The organism is Streptomyces sp. NPDC052020, assembly GCF_040680575.1.
Classification (GTDB): Bacteria; Actinomycetota; Actinomycetes; order Streptomycetales; family Streptomycetaceae; genus Streptomyces.
Map to the genome: position 1 here is coordinate 202,866 of NZ_JBFAWY010000003.1, position 17,702 is coordinate 220,567.

The 17,702-nt window shown below is 73.0% G+C and carries 14 protein-coding genes, 1 tRNA gene and 1 pseudogene; 7 read left to right on the forward strand and 9 right to left on the reverse strand.

Annotation, left to right across the window (positions count from 1 at the left end; all coding sequences use genetic code 11):
• Positions 1 to 16: 16 nt before the first annotated feature.
• Both AB0L74_RS04280 and AB0L74_RS04285 read right to left on the reverse strand, forming a co-directional pair.
• The gene (locus AB0L74_RS04280; protein WP_365645390.1) at positions 17 to 1,519 is read right to left on the reverse strand and encodes an RDD family protein; all 1,503 of its coding nucleotides are present in this window, start codon (positions 1,517 to 1,519) and stop codon (positions 17 to 19) included.
• Between the two features lie 260 nt (positions 1,520 to 1,779).
• A complete protein-coding gene (locus AB0L74_RS04285; protein ID WP_365645392.1) occupies positions 1,780 to 3,201 on the reverse strand; it encodes an FAD-linked oxidase C-terminal domain-containing protein in 1,422 nt (473 codons plus the stop codon).
• A gap of 98 nt (positions 3,202 to 3,299) precedes the next feature.
• Between AB0L74_RS04285 and AB0L74_RS04290 the strand changes: the two genes are divergently transcribed.
• Positions 3,300 to 4,709 (forward strand): tetratricopeptide repeat protein, encoded by a 1,410-nt coding sequence (locus AB0L74_RS04290; RefSeq protein ID WP_365645394.1) that lies wholly within the window; start codon positions 3,300 to 3,302, stop codon positions 4,707 to 4,709.
• Between the two features lie 12 nt (positions 4,710 to 4,721).
• Here AB0L74_RS04290 and hppD read toward each other — a convergent pair whose 3' ends face one another.
• Entirely contained in the window at positions 4,722 to 5,867 is a 1,146-nt protein-coding gene (hppD, locus tag AB0L74_RS04295; RefSeq protein ID WP_365645396.1) for a 4-hydroxyphenylpyruvate dioxygenase, read from the reverse strand.
• A 118-nt stretch (positions 5,868 to 5,985) separates the two neighbouring features.
• Between hppD and AB0L74_RS04300 the strand changes: the two genes are divergently transcribed.
• Genes AB0L74_RS04300 through AB0L74_RS04320 form a run of 5 tightly spaced genes read left to right on the forward strand, consistent with a single transcriptional unit; the run spans position 5,986 to position 10,252 of the window.
• A complete protein-coding gene (locus AB0L74_RS04300; RefSeq protein ID WP_365645398.1) occupies positions 5,986 to 6,507 on the forward strand; it encodes an Lrp/AsnC family transcriptional regulator in 522 nt (173 codons plus the stop codon).
• A gap of 26 nt (positions 6,508 to 6,533) precedes the next feature.
• Positions 6,534 to 7,181: an ABC transporter permease gene (locus AB0L74_RS04305; RefSeq protein WP_365645400.1), complete on the forward strand. Its 648-nt coding sequence runs from the start codon at positions 6,534 to 6,536 to the stop codon at positions 7,179 to 7,181.
• Complete coding sequence (locus AB0L74_RS04310; RefSeq protein ID WP_365645402.1) at positions 7,174 to 8,424, forward strand: betaine/proline/choline family ABC transporter ATP-binding protein; 1,251 nt, start codon at positions 7,174 to 7,176, stop codon at positions 8,422 to 8,424. The genes AB0L74_RS04305 and AB0L74_RS04310 overlap by 8 nt, the downstream gene beginning before the upstream one ends.
• Positions 8,421 to 9,287, forward strand: coding sequence for an ABC transporter permease (locus AB0L74_RS04315; protein WP_365645404.1), 867 nt, complete (start codon positions 8,421 to 8,423; stop codon positions 9,285 to 9,287). The genes AB0L74_RS04310 and AB0L74_RS04315 overlap by 4 nt, the downstream gene beginning before the upstream one ends.
• Positions 9,284 to 10,252, forward strand: a complete 969-nt coding sequence (locus tag AB0L74_RS04320) for a glycine betaine ABC transporter substrate-binding protein (protein WP_365645406.1) — start codon at positions 9,284 to 9,286, stop codon at positions 10,250 to 10,252. Before AB0L74_RS04315 ends, AB0L74_RS04320 begins: the two co-directional genes overlap by 4 nt.
• Before the next feature lie 110 nt (positions 10,253 to 10,362).
• Here the strand turns inward: AB0L74_RS04320 and AB0L74_RS04325 are convergent, their stop codons facing one another.
• The 4 genes from AB0L74_RS04325 to AB0L74_RS04340 form a co-directional block, all read right to left on the reverse strand.
• Complete coding sequence (locus AB0L74_RS04325) at positions 10,363 to 11,154, reverse strand: hypothetical protein (RefSeq protein WP_365645408.1); 792 nt, start codon at positions 11,152 to 11,154, stop codon at positions 10,363 to 10,365.
• Between the two features lie 124 nt (positions 11,155 to 11,278).
• A complete protein-coding gene (locus tag AB0L74_RS04330) occupies positions 11,279 to 11,920 on the reverse strand; it encodes a helix-turn-helix domain-containing protein (protein ID WP_365645410.1) in 642 nt (213 codons plus the stop codon).
• A gap of 309 nt (positions 11,921 to 12,229) precedes the next feature.
• Positions 12,230 to 14,026 carry a DEAD/DEAH box helicase gene (locus AB0L74_RS04335; protein WP_365645412.1) on the reverse strand — a complete coding sequence of 599 codons (1,797 nt, stop codon included), beginning with the start codon at positions 14,024 to 14,026 and terminating at the stop codon, positions 12,230 to 12,232.
• A gap of 174 nt (positions 14,027 to 14,200) precedes the next feature.
• On the reverse strand, positions 14,201 to 15,679 hold the full coding sequence (locus tag AB0L74_RS04340; protein WP_365645414.1) for an MFS transporter: 1,479 nt from the start codon (positions 15,677 to 15,679) through the stop codon (positions 14,201 to 14,203).
• Between the two features lie 204 nt (positions 15,680 to 15,883).
• Between AB0L74_RS04340 and AB0L74_RS04345 the strand changes: the two genes are divergently transcribed.
• A tRNA-Cys gene (locus AB0L74_RS04345) sits at positions 15,884 to 15,955 on the forward strand.
• 86 nt (positions 15,956 to 16,041) lie between these two features.
• Here the strand turns inward: AB0L74_RS04345 and AB0L74_RS04350 are convergent.
• Positions 16,042 to 16,950 carry a hypothetical protein gene (locus AB0L74_RS04350; RefSeq protein WP_365645416.1) on the reverse strand — a complete coding sequence of 303 codons (909 nt, stop codon included), beginning with the start codon at positions 16,948 to 16,950 and terminating at the stop codon, positions 16,042 to 16,044.
• A 190-nt stretch (positions 16,951 to 17,140) separates the two neighbouring features.
• A pseudogene (locus tag AB0L74_RS04355) lies at positions 17,141 to 17,635 on the reverse strand (SUKH-4 family immunity protein); the annotation flags it as partial.
• Between the last annotated feature and the right edge of the window lie 67 nt (positions 17,636 to 17,702).

A 17,702-nucleotide genomic window follows, 5' to 3' on the forward strand; every position in this document is an offset into this window, starting at 1 on the left:
CCGGCCCGGCGGGGAGTCAGCCCGCGACGAACGTACGCGCCGCCTTGTCGTGCCAGCACTGGCGCCAGGGCCGGTCGAACAGGCACCACAGGACGCCGATGACGCCGACGGCGAGCAGGCCGGGGACGCTGTAGACCAGCCAGCGGCGCAGGGCCGCCCCGAAGGACGGCGCCTCGTGCGCCTCGATGTCCCGCACCTCCAGGCCGAACAGCTTCTTGCCGAGGGTGCGGCCCCACTTGGCGGTGGGCAGCGCCTCGTAGACGACGCCGAAGAGGAGCAGGACGGCCAGGACGACGCCCAGGTAGACGGAGGTCGTGCCGTCCAGCAGCCAGACCGTGACCGTCTGGCCGGACAGCTTGGCCGCGTCGATCTTCTCGTCGACGTGGTCGAGCGCCTTCATCCCGAGCGGGACGGCGGCCACGGAGGTGACGGCCGCGAGGACCAGGGTGTCCACCAGCCGGGCGGCCAGCCGCTTGCCGAGCCCCGCGGGCCGCGCCGCCGACTGCCGCCGCGCCGCGGCCTGGAAGGGGTCCTCGACCGGCGGCTTCCACGGAGCGACGGGCTGCTCGTCACCGGCGGCCTCCGCGAGCCGGTGCACCTGCTGGGCCCAGGAGGACTGGCCGCCGGGGCCGGGCGTGAGGGGAGCGGCAGGGGCAGGGGCAGGCACGGGGGCGGGGGCGGGGCCCGCCGGGGCGGCGACGGGGGTGGGCACGGCGGGCGCGGGGGCGGCGGGCTGAGGGACGGCGCCCTGGCCGGGAACGCCTGCGGCGGGGGCGGCGGGCTGGGGGACGGCGCTCTGCCGGGGCATGGCCGCTCCCGCCCGCTGCGGACCGGACAGGGGGGCCGGCACGGCGGCCGGGGCGGGTGCCAGGGGACCCACGGCCGGGGCGGGACCGCCGGCCGGAGCACCGGCCGGGGCGCCGGTTCCGGGAGCGTTGTGCGTGGGAGCGCCCGGTGCGGCGGGGCTCGCGGGGGCGCCGGGGACGCCCGCCGCTGCGGGGGCCGCCGGTGCGGGGTTGGGCGTGGCGGCGGGTCCGGCGGTCGGGCGGCGGAAGACGAAGGTGTCGCCGACGCTCCGCTCGGACGGGGCGGAACCGTCGGCGGGACGGGGAACGGAGGGTGCGGCGGCGGCCCCGGCGGACTGCGGCTCCCCCGGGTCGGTGCCCCGCGCCGCCGGCCAGTCGACGCGCCCGTCCTGGCCGGGGGCGGCGCCGGGCTGGAGGGAGGGGGCGCCGTCCGGGGCGGGCGAGGCGTCACCGTCCCGCGCGGCCGGGACGGCGGAGGCGGGTTCGACCGGGTCCTCGTCGAAGAAGTGCGGGCCGGTCTCCTCCACGGAGGGCACCGCCGGGCGCACGCCGGGCGGCGGGGCGAGCGGCTCGCCGTCCTTGGGCGCCGGCCGGCTGGTGCCCGGCACCCAGGCGGCGCCGTTCCAGTACCGGACATATCCAGGAATGGACGGGTCCGGGTAATACCCTTCGCGGGGCGTGTCGTCGCCGGGGGCCGGGGTTGGGGCGCTCATGTCCGTCGTCCCGTATCTGCTCGGGGGTGGATAGGGGGGCCTCCACATCTATCAGACGGGCGCAACCCGCACCGCCCCTCCCGCAGGACCCGCCCCTTTCCGGGCAACCTCGCGCCCGGACTTCACACCCACGGCAGAGCCGGGGCAGAAAATCCGGTGAACCCGCGTGACGCCGGGGCCCGGGGAGCGAGGGCGGGCGGCCGGGCCTCGACGACGGACCGGCCGGGCCGCCGGACCGGTGAGCCGCACCGGCGCGCGGATCAGAACAGCTTGCCCGGGTTGAGGATGCCGAGCGGGTCGAACGCCTGCTTGATCGCGCGCTGCATCTCCAGTCCGACCGGGCCGATCTCGCGCGCCAGCCACTCCTTCTTCAGCACGCCCACGCCGTGCTCGCCGGTGATGGTGCCGCCCAGTTCCAGGCCGAGGGCCATGATCCGGTCGAAGGACTCGCGGGCGCGGCGGGACTCGTCGGGGTCGGCCGCGTCGAAGCAGACCGTCGGGTGGGTGTTGCCGTCGCCCGCGTGGGCGCAGACCCCGATGGTCAGGCCGTACTCGGCGGCGATGCGCTCGACGCCCTCCAGCATGTCGCCGAGCCGGGACCGGGGCACGCACACGTCGTCGATCATGGTCGTGCCCTTGACGGCCTCCAGCGCGGTGAGGGAGAGCCGTCGGGCCTGGAGCAGCATCTGGGACTCGGCGGCGTCGTCGGCCGGGACGACCTGGGTGGCGCCGGCGGCCTCGCACAGGGCGCCGACCGCGGCGAGGTCGGCGGCGGGGTCGGGGGTGTCGAAGGCGGCCAGCAGGAGGGCCTCGGTGGACTCCGGCAGGCCCATGTGGGCAAGGTCGTTGACCGCCTTGACGGTCGTACGGTCCATCAGTTCGAGGAGGGACGGGACGTGGCCGCCCGCCATGATCCGGCACACGGCGTCGCAGGCGGCGGCCGCAGAGGGGAACTCGGCGGCGAGCACGAGCTGCTCGGGCGGCTTCGGCCGCAGCGCCAGGACGGCCCGGACGACGATGCCGAGGGAGCCCTCGGAGCCGACGAACAGGCGGGTGAGGTCGTACCCGGCGACGCCCTTGGCGGTGCGGCGGCCGGTGGACATCAGGCGGCCGTCGGCGAGGACGACGTCGAGGCCGAGGACGTACTCGGCGGTCACCCCGTACTTGACGCAGCACAGGCCGCCGGAGGCGGTGCCGATGTTGCCGCCGATGGTGCACATCTCCCAGCTGGAGGGGTCCGGCGGGTAGCACAGGCCGTGTTCGTCCACCGCGCGGGAGAGCGCGGCGTTGACGACGCCGGGCTCGACGACGGCGATGCGGTCGACGGGGTTGATCTCCAGGATGCGGTCCATCCGGGTCAGGGACAGCACGACGCAGCCGTCGCTGGCGTTGGCGGCGCCGGACAGGCCGCTGCGGGCGCCCTGCGGCACGACCGGGACGCGCAGCTCGGTGGCGGTGCGCATCACGTGCTGGACCTGTTCGACGGTGCGCGGCAGGACGACCGCGGCGGGGGCGCCGGCCGGGCAGAAGCTCGCCATGTCGTTGGCGTAGGAGGCCGTGACGCCGGGGTCGGTGAGGACGGCCTCGGCGGGCAGGCCGGCGAGCAGCCGGTCGACGAGGATGCCCGGCGCCACGCCGTCTTCGGCGGGTCGCGCTGCGGTACGGCTCTCGATACGGCTCATGATCACAGGGTCGCACCGGGGGCCATCGGTGTGAACCCCGTCGACGGCGGCCTTGGGCTGCCCGGGTGTGATCGTCGCACTGGCGCACAGTGAGGGTCATGGACAACCTCCTCCTGAGTGGGCCGCCGCCGCGGCGGCGGGCGCGCCGGACGCGGCGGGCGCTGATCGTCTCGGTGGCCGGCGCGGCCGTGCTCTGCGGGACGCTGGTGCTGGCGCCGCGGGAGCGGGCGGCGCCGCCGCCGGCGGCGGGCCCGGCCGCCCAGGCGCTGGGCGCGGTGACCGCCGCGGTGCCGGCCGCGCTGCCCGATCTGGCGGTGCTGATCGGCGAGCGGGAGGCCCGGGTGCGGACGTACCCGGGGGACGCCCGGTCGTGGGCGGTGCTGGGGGCGGCGTACGCGGAGCAGGGGCGGCGGACGGCGAACGCCGCGTTCTTCCCGCGGGCGGAGCGGGCGCTGCGGAGGTCGCTGGAGGTGGCGCCGCGGCGCAACGCCGACGCGGCGGAGGGGCTGGCGGCGCTGGCGGTGGCGCGGCGGGACTTCTCGGCGGCGAAGTGGTGGGGGGAGGCGGCGCGGAAGCTGGAACCGCAGCGGTGGACGGCGCACGCGCTGCTGATCGACGCCTACACCGGGCTCGGCGACCACGAGGCCGCGGGGCGGTCCCTGGACCGGCTGACGAAGCTGCGTTCGGGGCCGGCCGTGATGGCCCGGGCCGCGGCCGTCTACCGGGACCGGGGCTGGCGGGAGGACGCGGCGGCCCAGATCGCCGACGCGGCGGCGCTGGCCGAGGCCCCGGCGGAGCGGGCGGCGTATCTGGAGCGGGCCGGGCGGCTGGCGTTCGAACGCGGGGACCGCCAGGCGGCGCTGCGGTATTTCGAGGAGGCGCTGCGCACCGACCCCGACCAGCGGGCCGCGCAGGCCGGACAGGGGCGGGCGCTGGCGGCGCTGGGCCGTACGACGCAGGCGCTGGCGGTGTACCAGGCGGCGCTGGCGCGGCAACCGTGCCCGGCCTTCGCGCTGGAGCTGGGCGAGCTGTACGAGTCGCTGGGGCTGGAGCGGGCGGCGCGGGTCCAGTACGACCTGCTGCGGGCGCGGGTGCGGGAGGCCGCCGCGGGCGGGGCGGACGAGGAGCTGGTGCTCGGGCTGTTCGAGGCCGACCACGGGGATCCGCGGGCGGCGGTGCGGCGGCTGCGCGTCGAGTGGCGCCGGCAGCCGGGGACGGCGGTGGCGGACGCGCTGGGCTGGGCGCTGCACCGGGCCGGGCAGGACGAGGAGGCGGTGGAGTTCGCGCGGCTGGCGACGGACGGCGAGCGCGGGGGCGGGGTGCGCAGCGCCCTGTACGCCTACCACCGGGGCATGATCGAGCGGGAGCTGGAGCGGTACGGCTCCGCCCGGCGGCATCTTCAGGAGGCGCTGCGGATCAACCCGTACTTCTCCCCGCTGCACGCGCCCGAGGCCCGGCGGGCGCTTCAGGCGCTGGGCGAGCCCTCCGTGGAGGGCCCGCCGGAGTGACGGGGGCGGGCCTCAGAGGTTGCCGCGCTTGGCCTGTTCCCGTTCGATCGCCTCGAACAGGGCCTTGAAGTTGCCCTTGCCGAAGCCCATCGAGCCATGCCGTTCGATCAGTTCGAAGAAGACGGTCGGGCGGTCCTGGACCGGCTTGGTGAAGATCTGGAGCAGGTAGCCGTCCTCGTCGCGGTCGGCGAGGATCTTCAGCTCGCGCAGGGTCTCGACGGGGACGCGGGTGTCGCCGACCCACTCGCCGAGGGTGTCGTAGTACGAGTCGGGCGTGTCCAGGAACTGGACGCCGGCCGCCCTCATGGTGCGGACGGTCTGCACGATGTCGTTGGTGTTGAGCGCGATGTGCTGTACGCCCGCGCCGCCGTAGAACTCCAGGTACTCGTCGATCTGCGACTTCTTCTTCGCGACGGCGGGCTCGTTGATCGGGAACTTGACCTTGAGGGTGCCGTCGGCGACCACCTTGGACATCAGCGCGCTGTACTCGGTGGCGATGTCGTCGCCCACGAACTCCTTCATGTTCGTGAAGCCCATGACCTTGTTGTAGAACCCGACCCACTCGTTCATCCGGCCGAGTTCGACGTTGCCGACGCAGTGGTCGATCGCCTGGAAGGTGCGGTGGGCGGGCGGCTCGACGAGGGGGGCGGCGGCGACGTAGCCGGGCAGGTAGGGGCCGTCGTAGCCGGTGCGCTCGACCAGGGTGTGGCGGGTCTCGCCGTAGGTGGCGATCGCGGCGAGGACGACCGTGCCGTGCTCGTCCTTGACCTCGTAGGGCTCGGCGACGGAGCGCGCGCCGTGTGCGACGGCGTAGGCGTGCGCGGCGCGGGCGTCGGGGACCTCCAGGGCGAGGTCGATGACGCCGTCGCCGTGCTCGGCGACGTGCCGGGCGAGGAAGCGGCCCCGGTCGGTGGCGGGTTTGACGACCGAGGTGAACACGAACCGGGCGGAGCCGTTCTCCAGCACGTAGGCGGCGGTCTCCCGGCTGCCGTTCTCCGGTCCGGAGTAGGCGACCAGTCGCATGCCGAAGGCGGTGGAGTAGTAGTGCGCCGCCTGCTTGGCGTTGCCCACGGCGAAGACGACCGCGTCCATTCCCTTGACCGGGAAGGGGTCTGCCTGCCGTGCGGTGTCGGGAGTGTGGTGTGTGGTCTGCGTCATAGCCGCAGGGTCCCGCGCGTCTGCAAGGTGCGCAATAGTTCCCGTATTCGCTGGGCAATCTGCCCAGTGGTATGCCCACCCGGGCGGACGATCTGTACAGGATGACCAGGGGGAGGGTGTGGTTGTGATCGATCATCTGGACGCGCGCGTCATCGTGCTGCTGGCGCGGGAGCCGCGGATCGGGGTGCTGGAGATGTCCCGGCGGCTGGGGGTGGCGCGCGGGACGGTGCAGGCGCGGCTGGACCGGCTTCAGTCGAACGGAGTCATCCGCGGTTTCGGCCCCGAGGTGGATCCGGCGGCGCTCGGCTACCCGGTGACGGCCTTCGCCACCTTGCAGATCCGGCAGGGCCAAGGGGCCGATGTGCGGGCCCACTTGGCGACCGTGCCGGAGGTACTGGAGCTGCACACCACCACCGGCAGCGGGGACATGCTGTGCCGGCTGGTGGCTCGCTCGAACGCCGATCTCCAGCGTGTGATCGACCGGGTTGTCGGTTTTGATGGCATCGTCCGGGCCTCGACGGCGATCGTCATGGAGAACCCCGTGCCGCTGCGGATCATCCCGCTCGTCGAGCAGGCGGCGCGGGAGCGGGACGGGCGTGCGGAGCGAGGCGCGGACAGCTGTACGGACCGACCCGAGTGAGCCGACCGGCCTGGGGGTGAGCGGACGTGAACTTCTGGGAGTACCTGGGCAGCCGCCACCAGCAGCTGCTGGCCGACGCCTACCAGCACGCGAGCGCCGTCTTCCAGTGCATGGTCGTGGCGACCGTCCTGGGCGTGCTGATCGGGGTCGCCGCCTACCGCAGCGAGTGGGCGGGCAATCTGGCGACCACGGCCACCTCGACCGTGCTGACCATTCCGGCGCTCGCCATGATCGGTCTGCTCGTCCCGGTGGTGGGGCTGGGCGTGGCGCCGACGGTGACCGCGCTGACCCTGTACGGGCTGCTGCCGGTGGTGCGCAACGCGATCGTCGGGCTGCGCGGGGTCGATCCGGCGCTGGTGGACGCCGCCCGGGGCATCGGGATGTCCGCCCCGGCCCGGCTGCTGCGGGTGGAGCTGCCGCTGGCCTGGCCGCCGATCCTGACCGGCATCCGGGTCGCCACGCAGATGCTGATGGGCATCGCCGCCATCGCCGCGTACGCCTCCGGTCCCGGGCTCGGCAACGAGATCTTCCGCGGGATCGCCTCGCTGGGCAGCAAGAACGCGCTCAACCAGGTCCTCGCGGGCACGCTCGGCATCATCGTGCTGGCACTGCTGTTCGACGCCGTGTACGTCCTGATCGGGCGGCTGACCATCCCCAGGGGGATCCGTGTCTGAGACGACCTCCGCGACCGGCGCGACGATCGAGCTGGAGAACCTGACCAAGCGCTATCACGGGAACCCGCAGCCGGCCGTGGACAACGTCAACATGGAGATCGCGGCGGGCGAGACGGTCGTCTTCGTCGGCCCCTCGGGGTGCGGGAAGTCCACCACCCTCAAGATGATCAACCGGCTGATCGAGCCCACCAGCGGGCGGATCCGGATCGACGGCGAGGACGTCACCGACATCGACCCGGTGGGGCTGCGCCGCAAGGTCGGGTACGCGATCCAGTCCTCCGGCCTCTTCCCGCACATGACGGTCGCCCAGAACATCGGGATCGTGCCGAAGATGACCGGCTGGCCCAAGTCGCGGATCCGGGCGCGGGTGGAGGAGATGCTCGACCTGGTCGGGCTGGACCCCGGCGAGTTCCACGGCCGCTATCCGCGCCAGCTCTCCGGCGGCCAGCAGCAGCGGGTGGGCGTGGCGCGGGCGCTGGCGGCCGATCCGCCGGTGCTGCTGATGGACGAGCCGTTCGGCGCGGTCGACCCGATCACCCGCGACCACCTCCAGGACGAGCTGATCCGGTTGCAGCGCGAGCTGCACAAGACGATCGTCTTCGTCACCCACGACTTCGACGAGGCGATCAAGCTGGGCGACCGGATCGCCGTCCTGCGCGAGCAGTCGCACATCGCGCAGTTCGACACCCCCGAGGCCATCCTCACCAATCCGGCGGACGACTTCGTCTCCGGGTTCGTGGGCGCGGGCGCGGCGCTGAAGCGGCTGAACCTGACCCGGGTGGGCGATGTCGAGATCACCGACTATCCGACGGCCACCGTCGACGACCCCCTCCAGGACATCTTCCAGCGGCTGCGTGCCGGCGGCACCAACGAGGTCCTGCTGCTCGACAAGCGCGGACGGCCCTACAAGTGGCTCCGGCGCGGCGACCTGATGCGCGCCAAGGGCTCCCTGGCCCGGGCCGGCACGCTGGTGCACGACACGGTGACCCGGGACGCGACCCTGCGGGACGCGCTGGAGGCGGTCCTCACCGACAACGCCGGGCGGGTCGCGGTCACCGGGCGGCGCGGCGCGTACGAGGGCGTCGTCGACATGGAGACGCTGATGAACTCCGTGCACGAGATGCTGGAGGCCGACCGGCTCGACGCGCTGGAGCACCAGCACGACCTGGAGGAGTCCCGCTCCGGGCAGGCCCGCGCCGAACAGGAAGGCGACGGCTTCGGCGAGCGGGGGGAGCAGGCGTGAGCACCACTCCCGGCCGGCGGCCCGAGGGCGAGCACGAGGTGCGAGGGCTCGCGTTCCGGGACGACGGCGAGGCCGAGACGGAACCGGAGCCCGAGCCCCGGCCGCCGTCCCCCGCCCGGGCTGGGCGGCGGATCAGCCGGCAGAAGCTGACCGCCCTGCCCGCGCTGCTCATCGCGGTACTGCTGGCGACCTGGCTGTGGTTCCGGCAGGCCGAGCTGGACTCCGTCAGCGAGAACGCCCTGTCGGACGGCCGGGTCAGCAAGGCGCTGTGGCAGCACGTCGAACTGACCGTGATCTCCACCTTCTTCGTGCTGATCATCGCCATCCCGCTGGGCGTCCTGCTCACCCGCCAGGCGTTCCGGAAGGCCACTCCCCTGGCCATGGCGCTCGCCAACATCGGCCAGGCGACCCCGGCGATCGGCCTGCTGGCGCTGCTGGTGATCTGGCTCGGTATCGGCCGCAGGGCGGCCCTGATCGGCATCATCGTCTACGCCGTCCTGCCGGTGCTGTCGAACACCATCGCGGGCCTGAAGGCCAACGACCCCACCCTGCTGGAGGCGGCCCGCGGCATCGGCATGTCCCCGCTGGGCGTGCTGACCCGGGTGGAACTGCCGCTGGCGGTGCCCCTGATCCTGGCGGGCATCCGCACGGCCCTGGTCCTCAACGTCGGTACGGCGACCCTGGCGACCTTCGGCGGAGGCGGCGGGCTCGGCGTGCTGATCACCACCGGCATCACCAACCAGCGGATGCCGGTGCTGATGCTCGGCTCGGTCCTCACCGTCGCCCTCGCCCTCCTCGTCGACTGGCTCGCCTCCCTGGCCGAGCTGCTGCTGCGCCCCCGCGGTCTGGAGGCGGGCGCATGAGACGCCGGGCGTGCCTGCTGCTGGCCGGGGTGCTGCTGTCGGCCGCGGCGGGCTGCGGTCTGACCAGCGGCTCCCCCATGAGCGATGACGTGGAACCCGGCACCGTCGGCCGGGGCCGGCCGCTGAAGGGCGCCGACCTGACCGTCACCTCCAAGGCGTTCACCGAGCAGCTGATCCTCGGCGCGATCATGGGCATCGCCTTCCAGGCGGCCGGCGCCGAGGTCCTGGACCGCACCGGCATCCAGGGCGCCATCGGCTCCCGCGAGGCGGTGCTGAACGGTGACGCCGACGCGCTGTACGAGTACACGGGCACCGGCTGGATCACGTTCCTGGGCCACAGCGAACCCATCGCCGATCCGCAGGAGCAGTGGCGGGCGGTGCGCGACGCCGACCGCCGCAACGGGGTCACCTGGCTGCGGCCCGCGTCGCTGAACAACACCTACGCGCTGGCCATGAACCGGGCCAACTTCGAGAAGTACGGCACCAAGACCCTGTCGGACGTGGCCCGGCTGGCGAAGTCCGATCCGGGCGCGGTGACCCTGTGCGTGGAGGGCGAGTTCGCCAACCGGGGGGACGGGCTGCCGGGCATGCAGCGCAGGTACGGGATGGACGTGCCGGCGCGCCGCATCACGCAGATGGACCCCGGGATCATCTACACCCAGGTCGCCAAGGGGGCGTGCACGTTCGGCGAGGTGTACACCACCGACGGCCGGATCCGGTCGATGGACCTGGTGGTGCTGGAGGACGACAAGAGGTTCTTCCCCAACTACAACGCCACGCCGGTGGTCAACACCAAGGTGCTGGAGAAGTGGCCGGAGATCACCGGCGTGCTCGCACCCGTCACCGAGAAGCTGACCGACTCGGTGGCGCGGGAGCTGAACGCGCGGGTGGACGTCGACGGGGAGGACCCCCACCACGTGGCGCTGGACTGGATGAAGAAGGAGGGGTTCGTCAAAGGCGGCTGACGGTGGCCGCCCCCGGGGGCCGGGGAGCGGACGAGGTGGCCGCCCTCGGAGACCGGGGCGGACGAGGGTGGCCGGCCCCCGGGGGAAGGCCGGCCCGCTCCCCCGCCGGCTCAGCAGCCGGGGACCGTGCCCTTGCCCGACGCCAGCGCCTTCAGCGCGCCGACCGCGCCCTTCAGGGTGGTCACCGGGATCAGCCGCAGCCCCTCGGGCCGCTCCGCCTCGGCCTGCGCGCACTCGTCCTTCGGGACCAGGAAGACGCTCGCCCCGTCCCGCCGGGCGGCCTGCGTCTTGAGCGGGACCCCGCCCACGGCGCCGACCTCGCCGTCGGCGTCGATCGTGCCCGTACCGGCGATCACCTCGCCGCCGGTCAGGTCGCCGCCGCTGCCGTCGCCCTCCAGCTTGTCGATGATCCCCAGGGAGAACAGCAGCCCGGCGCTGGGGCCGCCGACGTCGGCGAGCCGCAGGTCGACGTCGACGTCCGCCGCGTCCAGGCCCAGGTAGCCGAGGGCCGCCCGGGTCGCCGCGGTCTGGGACTGCTCCATCTGCTCGATGTTGTGCCGCTCGATCTCCTTCAGGTCGTCGCCGCTCGGGTAGACCGCGTCGCGCGGCATGACGGCCCGGTCGGCGGCGAACCAGTTGTCGAGCACGTCGCCGAGCCGGACGTCCGTGCCGGGGCCGGTCGCCACGATCGTCGTCATCCGCAGCTGGCCGCTCGTCTCGCGGACGGGCGCCCCGGAGATCCTGATCACCTCGGTGCCCTTGTACGCGCCGAGCACGTCCGCCGTCGAGCCGGGCTGGGCCACCGAGAAGGGCAGCGGCGCGAACGCCGCGGTGGCGAGCAGAGCGGCGACGGGCAGGGCACACACGGCGACGGCCTGGGGGCGCTTGAGGCGAGAGAGCACGGAGTCAATCTAACGCGGTGGCGCGATCCGGCCGGTCCCCGGTCCCGGCGCCCTCGCCGTAGGCCCGGCGTCCCGCCGGCCCGGCCCGGGCGTCACCGGCCGGGCCGCATGCCGGGGTACGGCGTCAGCGCAGCGCCTCGGCCACCTCGCGGGCGGCGTCGACCACCCGCGGGCCCACCCGCTCGGGCACCACGTCCGCCAGCATCACCACGCCCACGCTGCCCTCGACGCCGGTCACGCCGAGCAGCGGCGCCGCGGCCCCGCTGGCCCCGGCCTCCAGCTCTCCCCGGGTGAGGGTGTACCCGGGGTCGGTGGCCGGCCGCTGCCGTGCCGCGAGGATCGCCTTCCCCGCGGCCCCCCGGTCCAGGGGGTGGCGGAAACCGGCCCGGTAGGCCACGTGGTAGTCGGTCCAGGTCGGCTCGACGACGGCCACGGCCAGCGCCTCGGCCCCGTCCACCAGCGTCAGATGGGCGGTCGCTCCGATGTCCTCGGCCAGCGCCCGCAGCGCCGGCATCGCCGCCTCGCGCACCAGGGGATGCACCTGGCGGCCCAGCCCCAGCACGCCCAGCCCGACCCGGGCGCGTCCGCCCAGGTCGCGGCGGACGAGCGCGTGCTGCTCCAGGGTGGCGAGCAATCGGTACACCACCGTCCGGTTCACGCCCAGTCGGTGGGAAAGCTCGGTGACGGTCAGCCCGTGGTCCGTATCGGCCAGCAGCTTGAGGACCCGCAGTCCCCTGTCGAGCGTCTGAGAGGTCTCCGCGGTCACGACGCCCACTCCTTCAGTGGTGAGGTCGGCGGCCTCCTCACAAGGGGCGTGTCACCGGTCCCGTCGGTGACACGTGTCCGAGGCCGCCGATCGGCTGACGGCCCGGCGTCCTCGCGGGCCCAGTCGCTTCACGGCTGCGCTCCGCGGCGGCGCTGCCACGGGGCGTGTGCGTAGCGGGACAGTAGCGAGCGGGTCCGCTCAGCGGAAGGCTCCGTCCAGAATCCGGGCAGGGGCCGAGCGGAACCGCCGGTGTTTGCCCCGGTACGTACGGCAACGCGATGAGGCGAGGCCCCGCCCCTGGGCGCCGCGTCACTTCATGCGGGTCGCCCACTCCTGGACCTTGGCGATGCGCTGCCGCAGCTGCCCGGCCGTGGCCTCGGCGCTGGGCGGCCCGCCGCACACACGGCGCAGTTCGGTGTGGATGACGCCGTGCGGTTTGCCGCTCTGGTGAACGTAGGCGCCGACCATGGTGTTGAGCTGCCGGCGCAGCTCCATCAGCTCCTTGTGGGTGACCACCGGGCGCCGCTCGGCGGGCAGTTCCAGCAGGTCCGCCTCGGTGTCCGGCTTCTTGCGGCTGTGCGCGATCTGCCGCGCCTGCCGCTTCTGGAGCAGCAGCTGGACCTGCTCGGGCTCCAGCAGCCCCGGGATCCCGAGGTAGTCCTGCTCCTCCTCGCTGCCCGGGTGGGCCTGCATGCCGAACTCGGCGCCGTTGTACATCACCCGGTCGAAGACGGCGTCGGACTCCAGCGCCTCGAAGGGCAGCATGTCCTGCTCGCCGGTGTCCTCGTCCTTCTGCCGCTCCGCCTCCTTGAGGAGCTTGTCCTCCTCGGCGTACGGGTCCTCCTCGCCGCCCTTCTTCGGCTTGTCGAGGACGTGGTCGCGCTCGCGCTCCATCTCGTTGGCGAAGGAGAGCAGGTCGGGCACGGTCGGCAGGAACACCGAGGCGGTCTCGCCGCGCCGCCGGGACCGCACGAAGCGGCCGACGGCCTGGGCGAAGAACAGCGGCGTCGAGATGGTGGTGGCGTACACCCCGACCGCGAGCCGGGGCACGTCGACGCCCTCGGACACCATGCGGACGGCGACCATCCACCGGTCGTCGCTCGCGCTGAAGTCGTCGATCCTCTTCGAGGCCCCCGCGTCGTCGGAGAGCACGAGGGTGGCCTTGTGGCCGGTGATCTCACGGATGAGCTTGGCGTAGGCGCGCGCCGAGTCCTGGTCGGAGGCGATGACGAGGGCGCCCGCGTCGGGGATGGCCTTGCGCACCTCGGTCAGCCGCTGGTCGGCGGCGCGCAGCACGGCGGGCATCCAGTCGCCGCGCGGGTCCAGGGCGGTGCGCCAGGCCTGGCTGATCGCGTCCTTGGTCATCGGCTCGCCGAGGCGGGCCTCGATCTCGTCGCCGGCCTTGGTGCGCCAGCGCATGTTGCCGCTGTAGGAGAGGAAGATGACCGGGCGGACGACGCCGTCGGCGAGGGCGGAGCCGTACCCGTACGTGTAGTCGGCGGCCGACCGGCGGATGCCGTCCGTCCCCTCCTCGTAGGTCACGAAGGGGATGGGGTTGGTGTCGGAGCGGAACGGCGTACCGGTGAGCGCCAGCCGCCGGGTGGCCGGCTCGAACGCCTCCAGGCACGCCTCGCCCCAGGACTTCGAGTCACCGGCGTGGTGGATCTCGTCGAGGATGACGAGGGTCTTGCGCTGCTCGACGCGGTTGCGGTGCAGCATGGGCCGCACGCCCACACCCGCGTACGTGACGGCGACGCCGTCGTACTCCTTGCCGAGGGGCCCGGCGCTGTACTCGGGATCCAGCTTGATCCCTATCCGCGCGGCGGCCTCCGCCCACTGCTTCTTCAGGTGCTCGGTCGGCGCGACCACGGTCACCTGCTGCACGACGTGGTGGTGCAGCAGCCAGGAGGCCAGCGTCAGCGCGAAGGTCGTCTTGCCGGCGCCGGGCGTGGCGACCGCCAGGAAATCGCGCGGCTGCTCCTGGATGTACTTCTCCATCGCCCCCTGCTGCCAGGCCCGCAGCTTGCTGGCGGTGCCCCAGGGGGCACGGCCGGGGAAGGCCGGGGACAGGTGGTGCGACGAGCTGGAGCTGGCGGTGGTAGTCACGGTCTCCGGAGGGGGTAGAACGGCTCGGCTACGTATGACAACCGGGCCACCCTACCGGCGGCGCCGACCGTGCCACGCCCGGGCGACCCCACGTCGCCCGAGGGTGGGACGCAGCTCACAGTCAGCGCGCGAAGCGCGGCAACTGGGCCGCGATCTTGGGCACATCCAGGGGTGTCACCCGGTCTCCGACCGCAGCCGCGTCGTCACCCACGCCCCCACCAGCGCCACCGCCGCCATCGGCAGGAAGACCGCCGCGAACGCGGCCGGGTGGGAGCCGGTGGCCTCCGCGGCCGTGTGGGTGACGGTGCCGCCGCCCAGCGCGGCGAAGGCGGCGCCGCCCGCGGCGAGCAGGAGGACGTTGGACAGGCCGTCCGAGATCTGCAGGGCCGCGGAGTTGCCGCCCGCCTCCTCGGGGGCGGAGAGCTGGAGCAGCAGCACGCTGGTGGAGGAGATCACCAGGCCCATGCCGAAACAGCCGAACGCCCAGGCGACGGCCACCGTCCAGGCGGGCACCGCGTCGATCAGCACGCTCGGCGCGGTGGCGATGGCCGCCGCGACCAGCACCATCCCGAGGGTCATCAGGCGCTCCCGGTACGGCTCCACCCGCGGCCGGGCCTGCAACCAGGATCCCAGCGCCCAGGTCGCGCCGCCCGCCGCGAGCGAGAACCCGGCCAGCGTCGGGCTCAGCCCCCGCTGGGTGACCAGCATCAGCGGTACGAAGGACTCGGCGGCGATGAAGGACCCCGCCGCGAGGCCGCGCAGCAGCACCACGGAGGGCAGGCCGCGGGCGGCCCGGCAGGTGCCGCGCGGGAGCAGGCCGAGCACGGCCGGGACGAGCAGCGCCGCACCCGCCGCGCCGGGCAGCAGCGAGAGCCAGCGCAGGTCCTGGGCGCCGTACTGGAGCAGCCCGGCACCGAGCGAGATGCCGAGGGCGAGGCGGATGCGGCGGCGGTCGGGGGAGGCGGGCCGGTCCCCGCCGTCCGCCCCCGGCACGGGGCCCGCCGCCCGGCTGCGTATCCGCGGCAGCGCCAGTGCCAGCGGGAGCACCACCAGGACCGGGATCCCGATGAACACCCAGCGCCAGCCGAGGTGCTCGGTCACCGCGCCCGAGGCGAGCGGGCCGACGATCGACGGGACGATCCAGCCCGCCGCGAACGCCGCCATGATCGCCGGACGCAGCCGCTCCGGATAGGCCCGGCCGACGACGACGTACAGCGCCACGATCACCAGCCCGCCGCCGAATCCCTGCACGGCCCGCCCGAGGATGAACAGCCACATCGCCCCGGCCGTCCCCGACAGCAGCAGCCCCGCCGCGAACGAGGCGATGCCGCAGGTCAGCGGTGCCAGCGGCCCGCGCCGGTCCGACCACTGGCCGGACAGCACCATCCCGAACAGGCTCGTCGTGAAGTACCCGGAGAACGCGAACGCGTACAGCGACACCCCGTCCAGTTCCCGCGCCGCCACCGGCATCGCCGTGCCGACCGCCGTCGCCTCGAAGGCGATCAGGACGACGACGGAGACGATCCCGATGCTCAGCGCCCGGTAGGCACGGCTCAGCACGGTCTCGCCCGCCGGGGCGGGGGCGTCGAGGGAGGTTTTCGCGTCGGTGACGGTGTGGGCGACGTCGGTGTCGCGCGGCTCAGGGACGGTCATGGTCGCCAGCGTAAGGGCCGCATCCGGTGGTGACCCCTGTCCGAAGGCGGTGGGCGCACGCGACCTTGGTCGTAGGACCGCCGCCCGTTCGTGAACGGCGTGTGGCAGTCGCGTTGCGGGGCCGTCCCTTCCCTTGAGCACCGAACCTGGCGGGGCCTACGGTCGAAGAGCCGAGGGGGAAGCGGTACTTCACTCCCCCGACCCGGCCGTGTGCCCGAGTGGTTGAGGGACTCGCCTGCAAAGCGAGTTACGCGGGTTCGATTCCCGCCACGGCCTCTGCCTGCCTGACCAGGCACAACAAAAGGGCGGCATCCTCGATGGGATGCCGCCCTTTCGGCCGTCCGTCTCAGTTTCCGTATCGGTCATTTCTTCGCGTCATGCTCCTCAAAGAGCTCCGCTGCCCGCTTTTGCAAGTCCGACTTGATTATCTCATGAGCACGTTCGCGCTCATAGTTGATGTCGCTGCTGCGAGGCTGGTCGTACGCTTCGGGGTGTAGGTACAACCCCCGCTCCCCCTCGGACTTCTCCTCCTCCGGGGAGATTCGATTCCGGACGGCATAGGGATCCTGGCGCACCCCTGTAACCTGCCATGAAACCTTGACGCTTGGCTTGTCGGTTTTAATCGAGAATCGATTATCTTGGATTTCCTCGGCGATGATCGCCTGTGCGAACTGCCCCACACAGGTTAGTTGATAGGTGAAGTCCTGGTTGAGCGCCTCAAAATAGCCAGGCAGGACGACTACCGCTTCACCGCTACCATCGGTTTCAACGTTACCGGAGTAAACGTTGAGCATGTCAGGCGACTCGACGAAGGAGTGAACCAGGTATTTGTTCTCCGGATCAAGCGGGTGGTCTATCTTGAATCCCCCGGATGCCTTCGTCAACCCGCCAGTTATGTGGACCTTCCCGCTGAACCACCCGGCGTAGCCCTGGTTGCTCTTTCCCCAGACCCCCCAGGCGGCCGACCCGGTGTGCGCTTCGCCGACTACGCCGGTGTTAGCGGAGCCATTTCCCAGACCGACGACGCCGGCCTGCAAACCACCATCGGCGATACTGGAACCCATCACACCCCAGCCATAACTCCACCCGGCGGTGCCGACTTGGCCAACTCCGCCCACGCCGACCGAGACTCCACCACCAGTTGGAGGGGTGAATTGATTGTGTCGATTCGCGGCGACAAACGCTTTCCCGCCGGCACGGTCCGCCTCAAGGAATGTTTCATCTCCACCGGCGTTCTGGAAGGTGCCGTACCGCATGTACCCCACTGCCATGCGAGCCTCCTCCTGGGCGCAGACCAAGGTCTGCGAGAACCAGCAGCTCATTACCTCGCGCGCCTCGCCCCTCCGGCGCCCGACTACCTTCAGCGTAATGCTGAGACCCATTCGACGCCTGTCGGCATTGACAAATCCGCAAAGCGAGTTACGCGGCTTCGAGTCCCGCCACCGTCTCCAGCAGGGTGCCCTGGTGCAGCAGCCAGAGGGTGCCCGCCAGGGCGGAGACGTCCGCGGTCAGCGGGTGCAGGGCGGCCTCGGGCTCGCGCCAGGCCAGGACCGTGCCCGTCGCCGCGTCCACGACCACGCCGCTGCCGTCGGCCAGGCCGCCCACGCGTATCAGGTGGTCCGCCCGGGCCGGGAGCCGGTCCGGGGGGAACGCGCCGGGGCGCTCGTAGGCGTAGTACTCCGCCAGCGTCGGCAGCGGCATCTCGGTGTCCTGGCGGAACGGGAAGCCGTGCTCGGGCAGCCCCGTCTCGCGCAGGAAACGGCGGGTCGGCTCGTGCAGGAGCGTGGCGGGGAAGTCGACCTCCTCGAACCGCACCACCTCGCCCCTGCCGAACTCCCGCTCCAGCAGCCGGGCCGGGAGGTCCAGCGCGAGCCCGGAGGCCGTGCGCCGGCCCGCCGCCAGGACGAGCAGGCCGATCAGCGCGGCCATCTTCCAGAACAGCGGCAGCCCCTCGCCCCGCGCCCGCTCCCCCGGCGCCGCCGACGGACGCCCGGACGTCCGGGCCGCCATGGCGAACCGGACC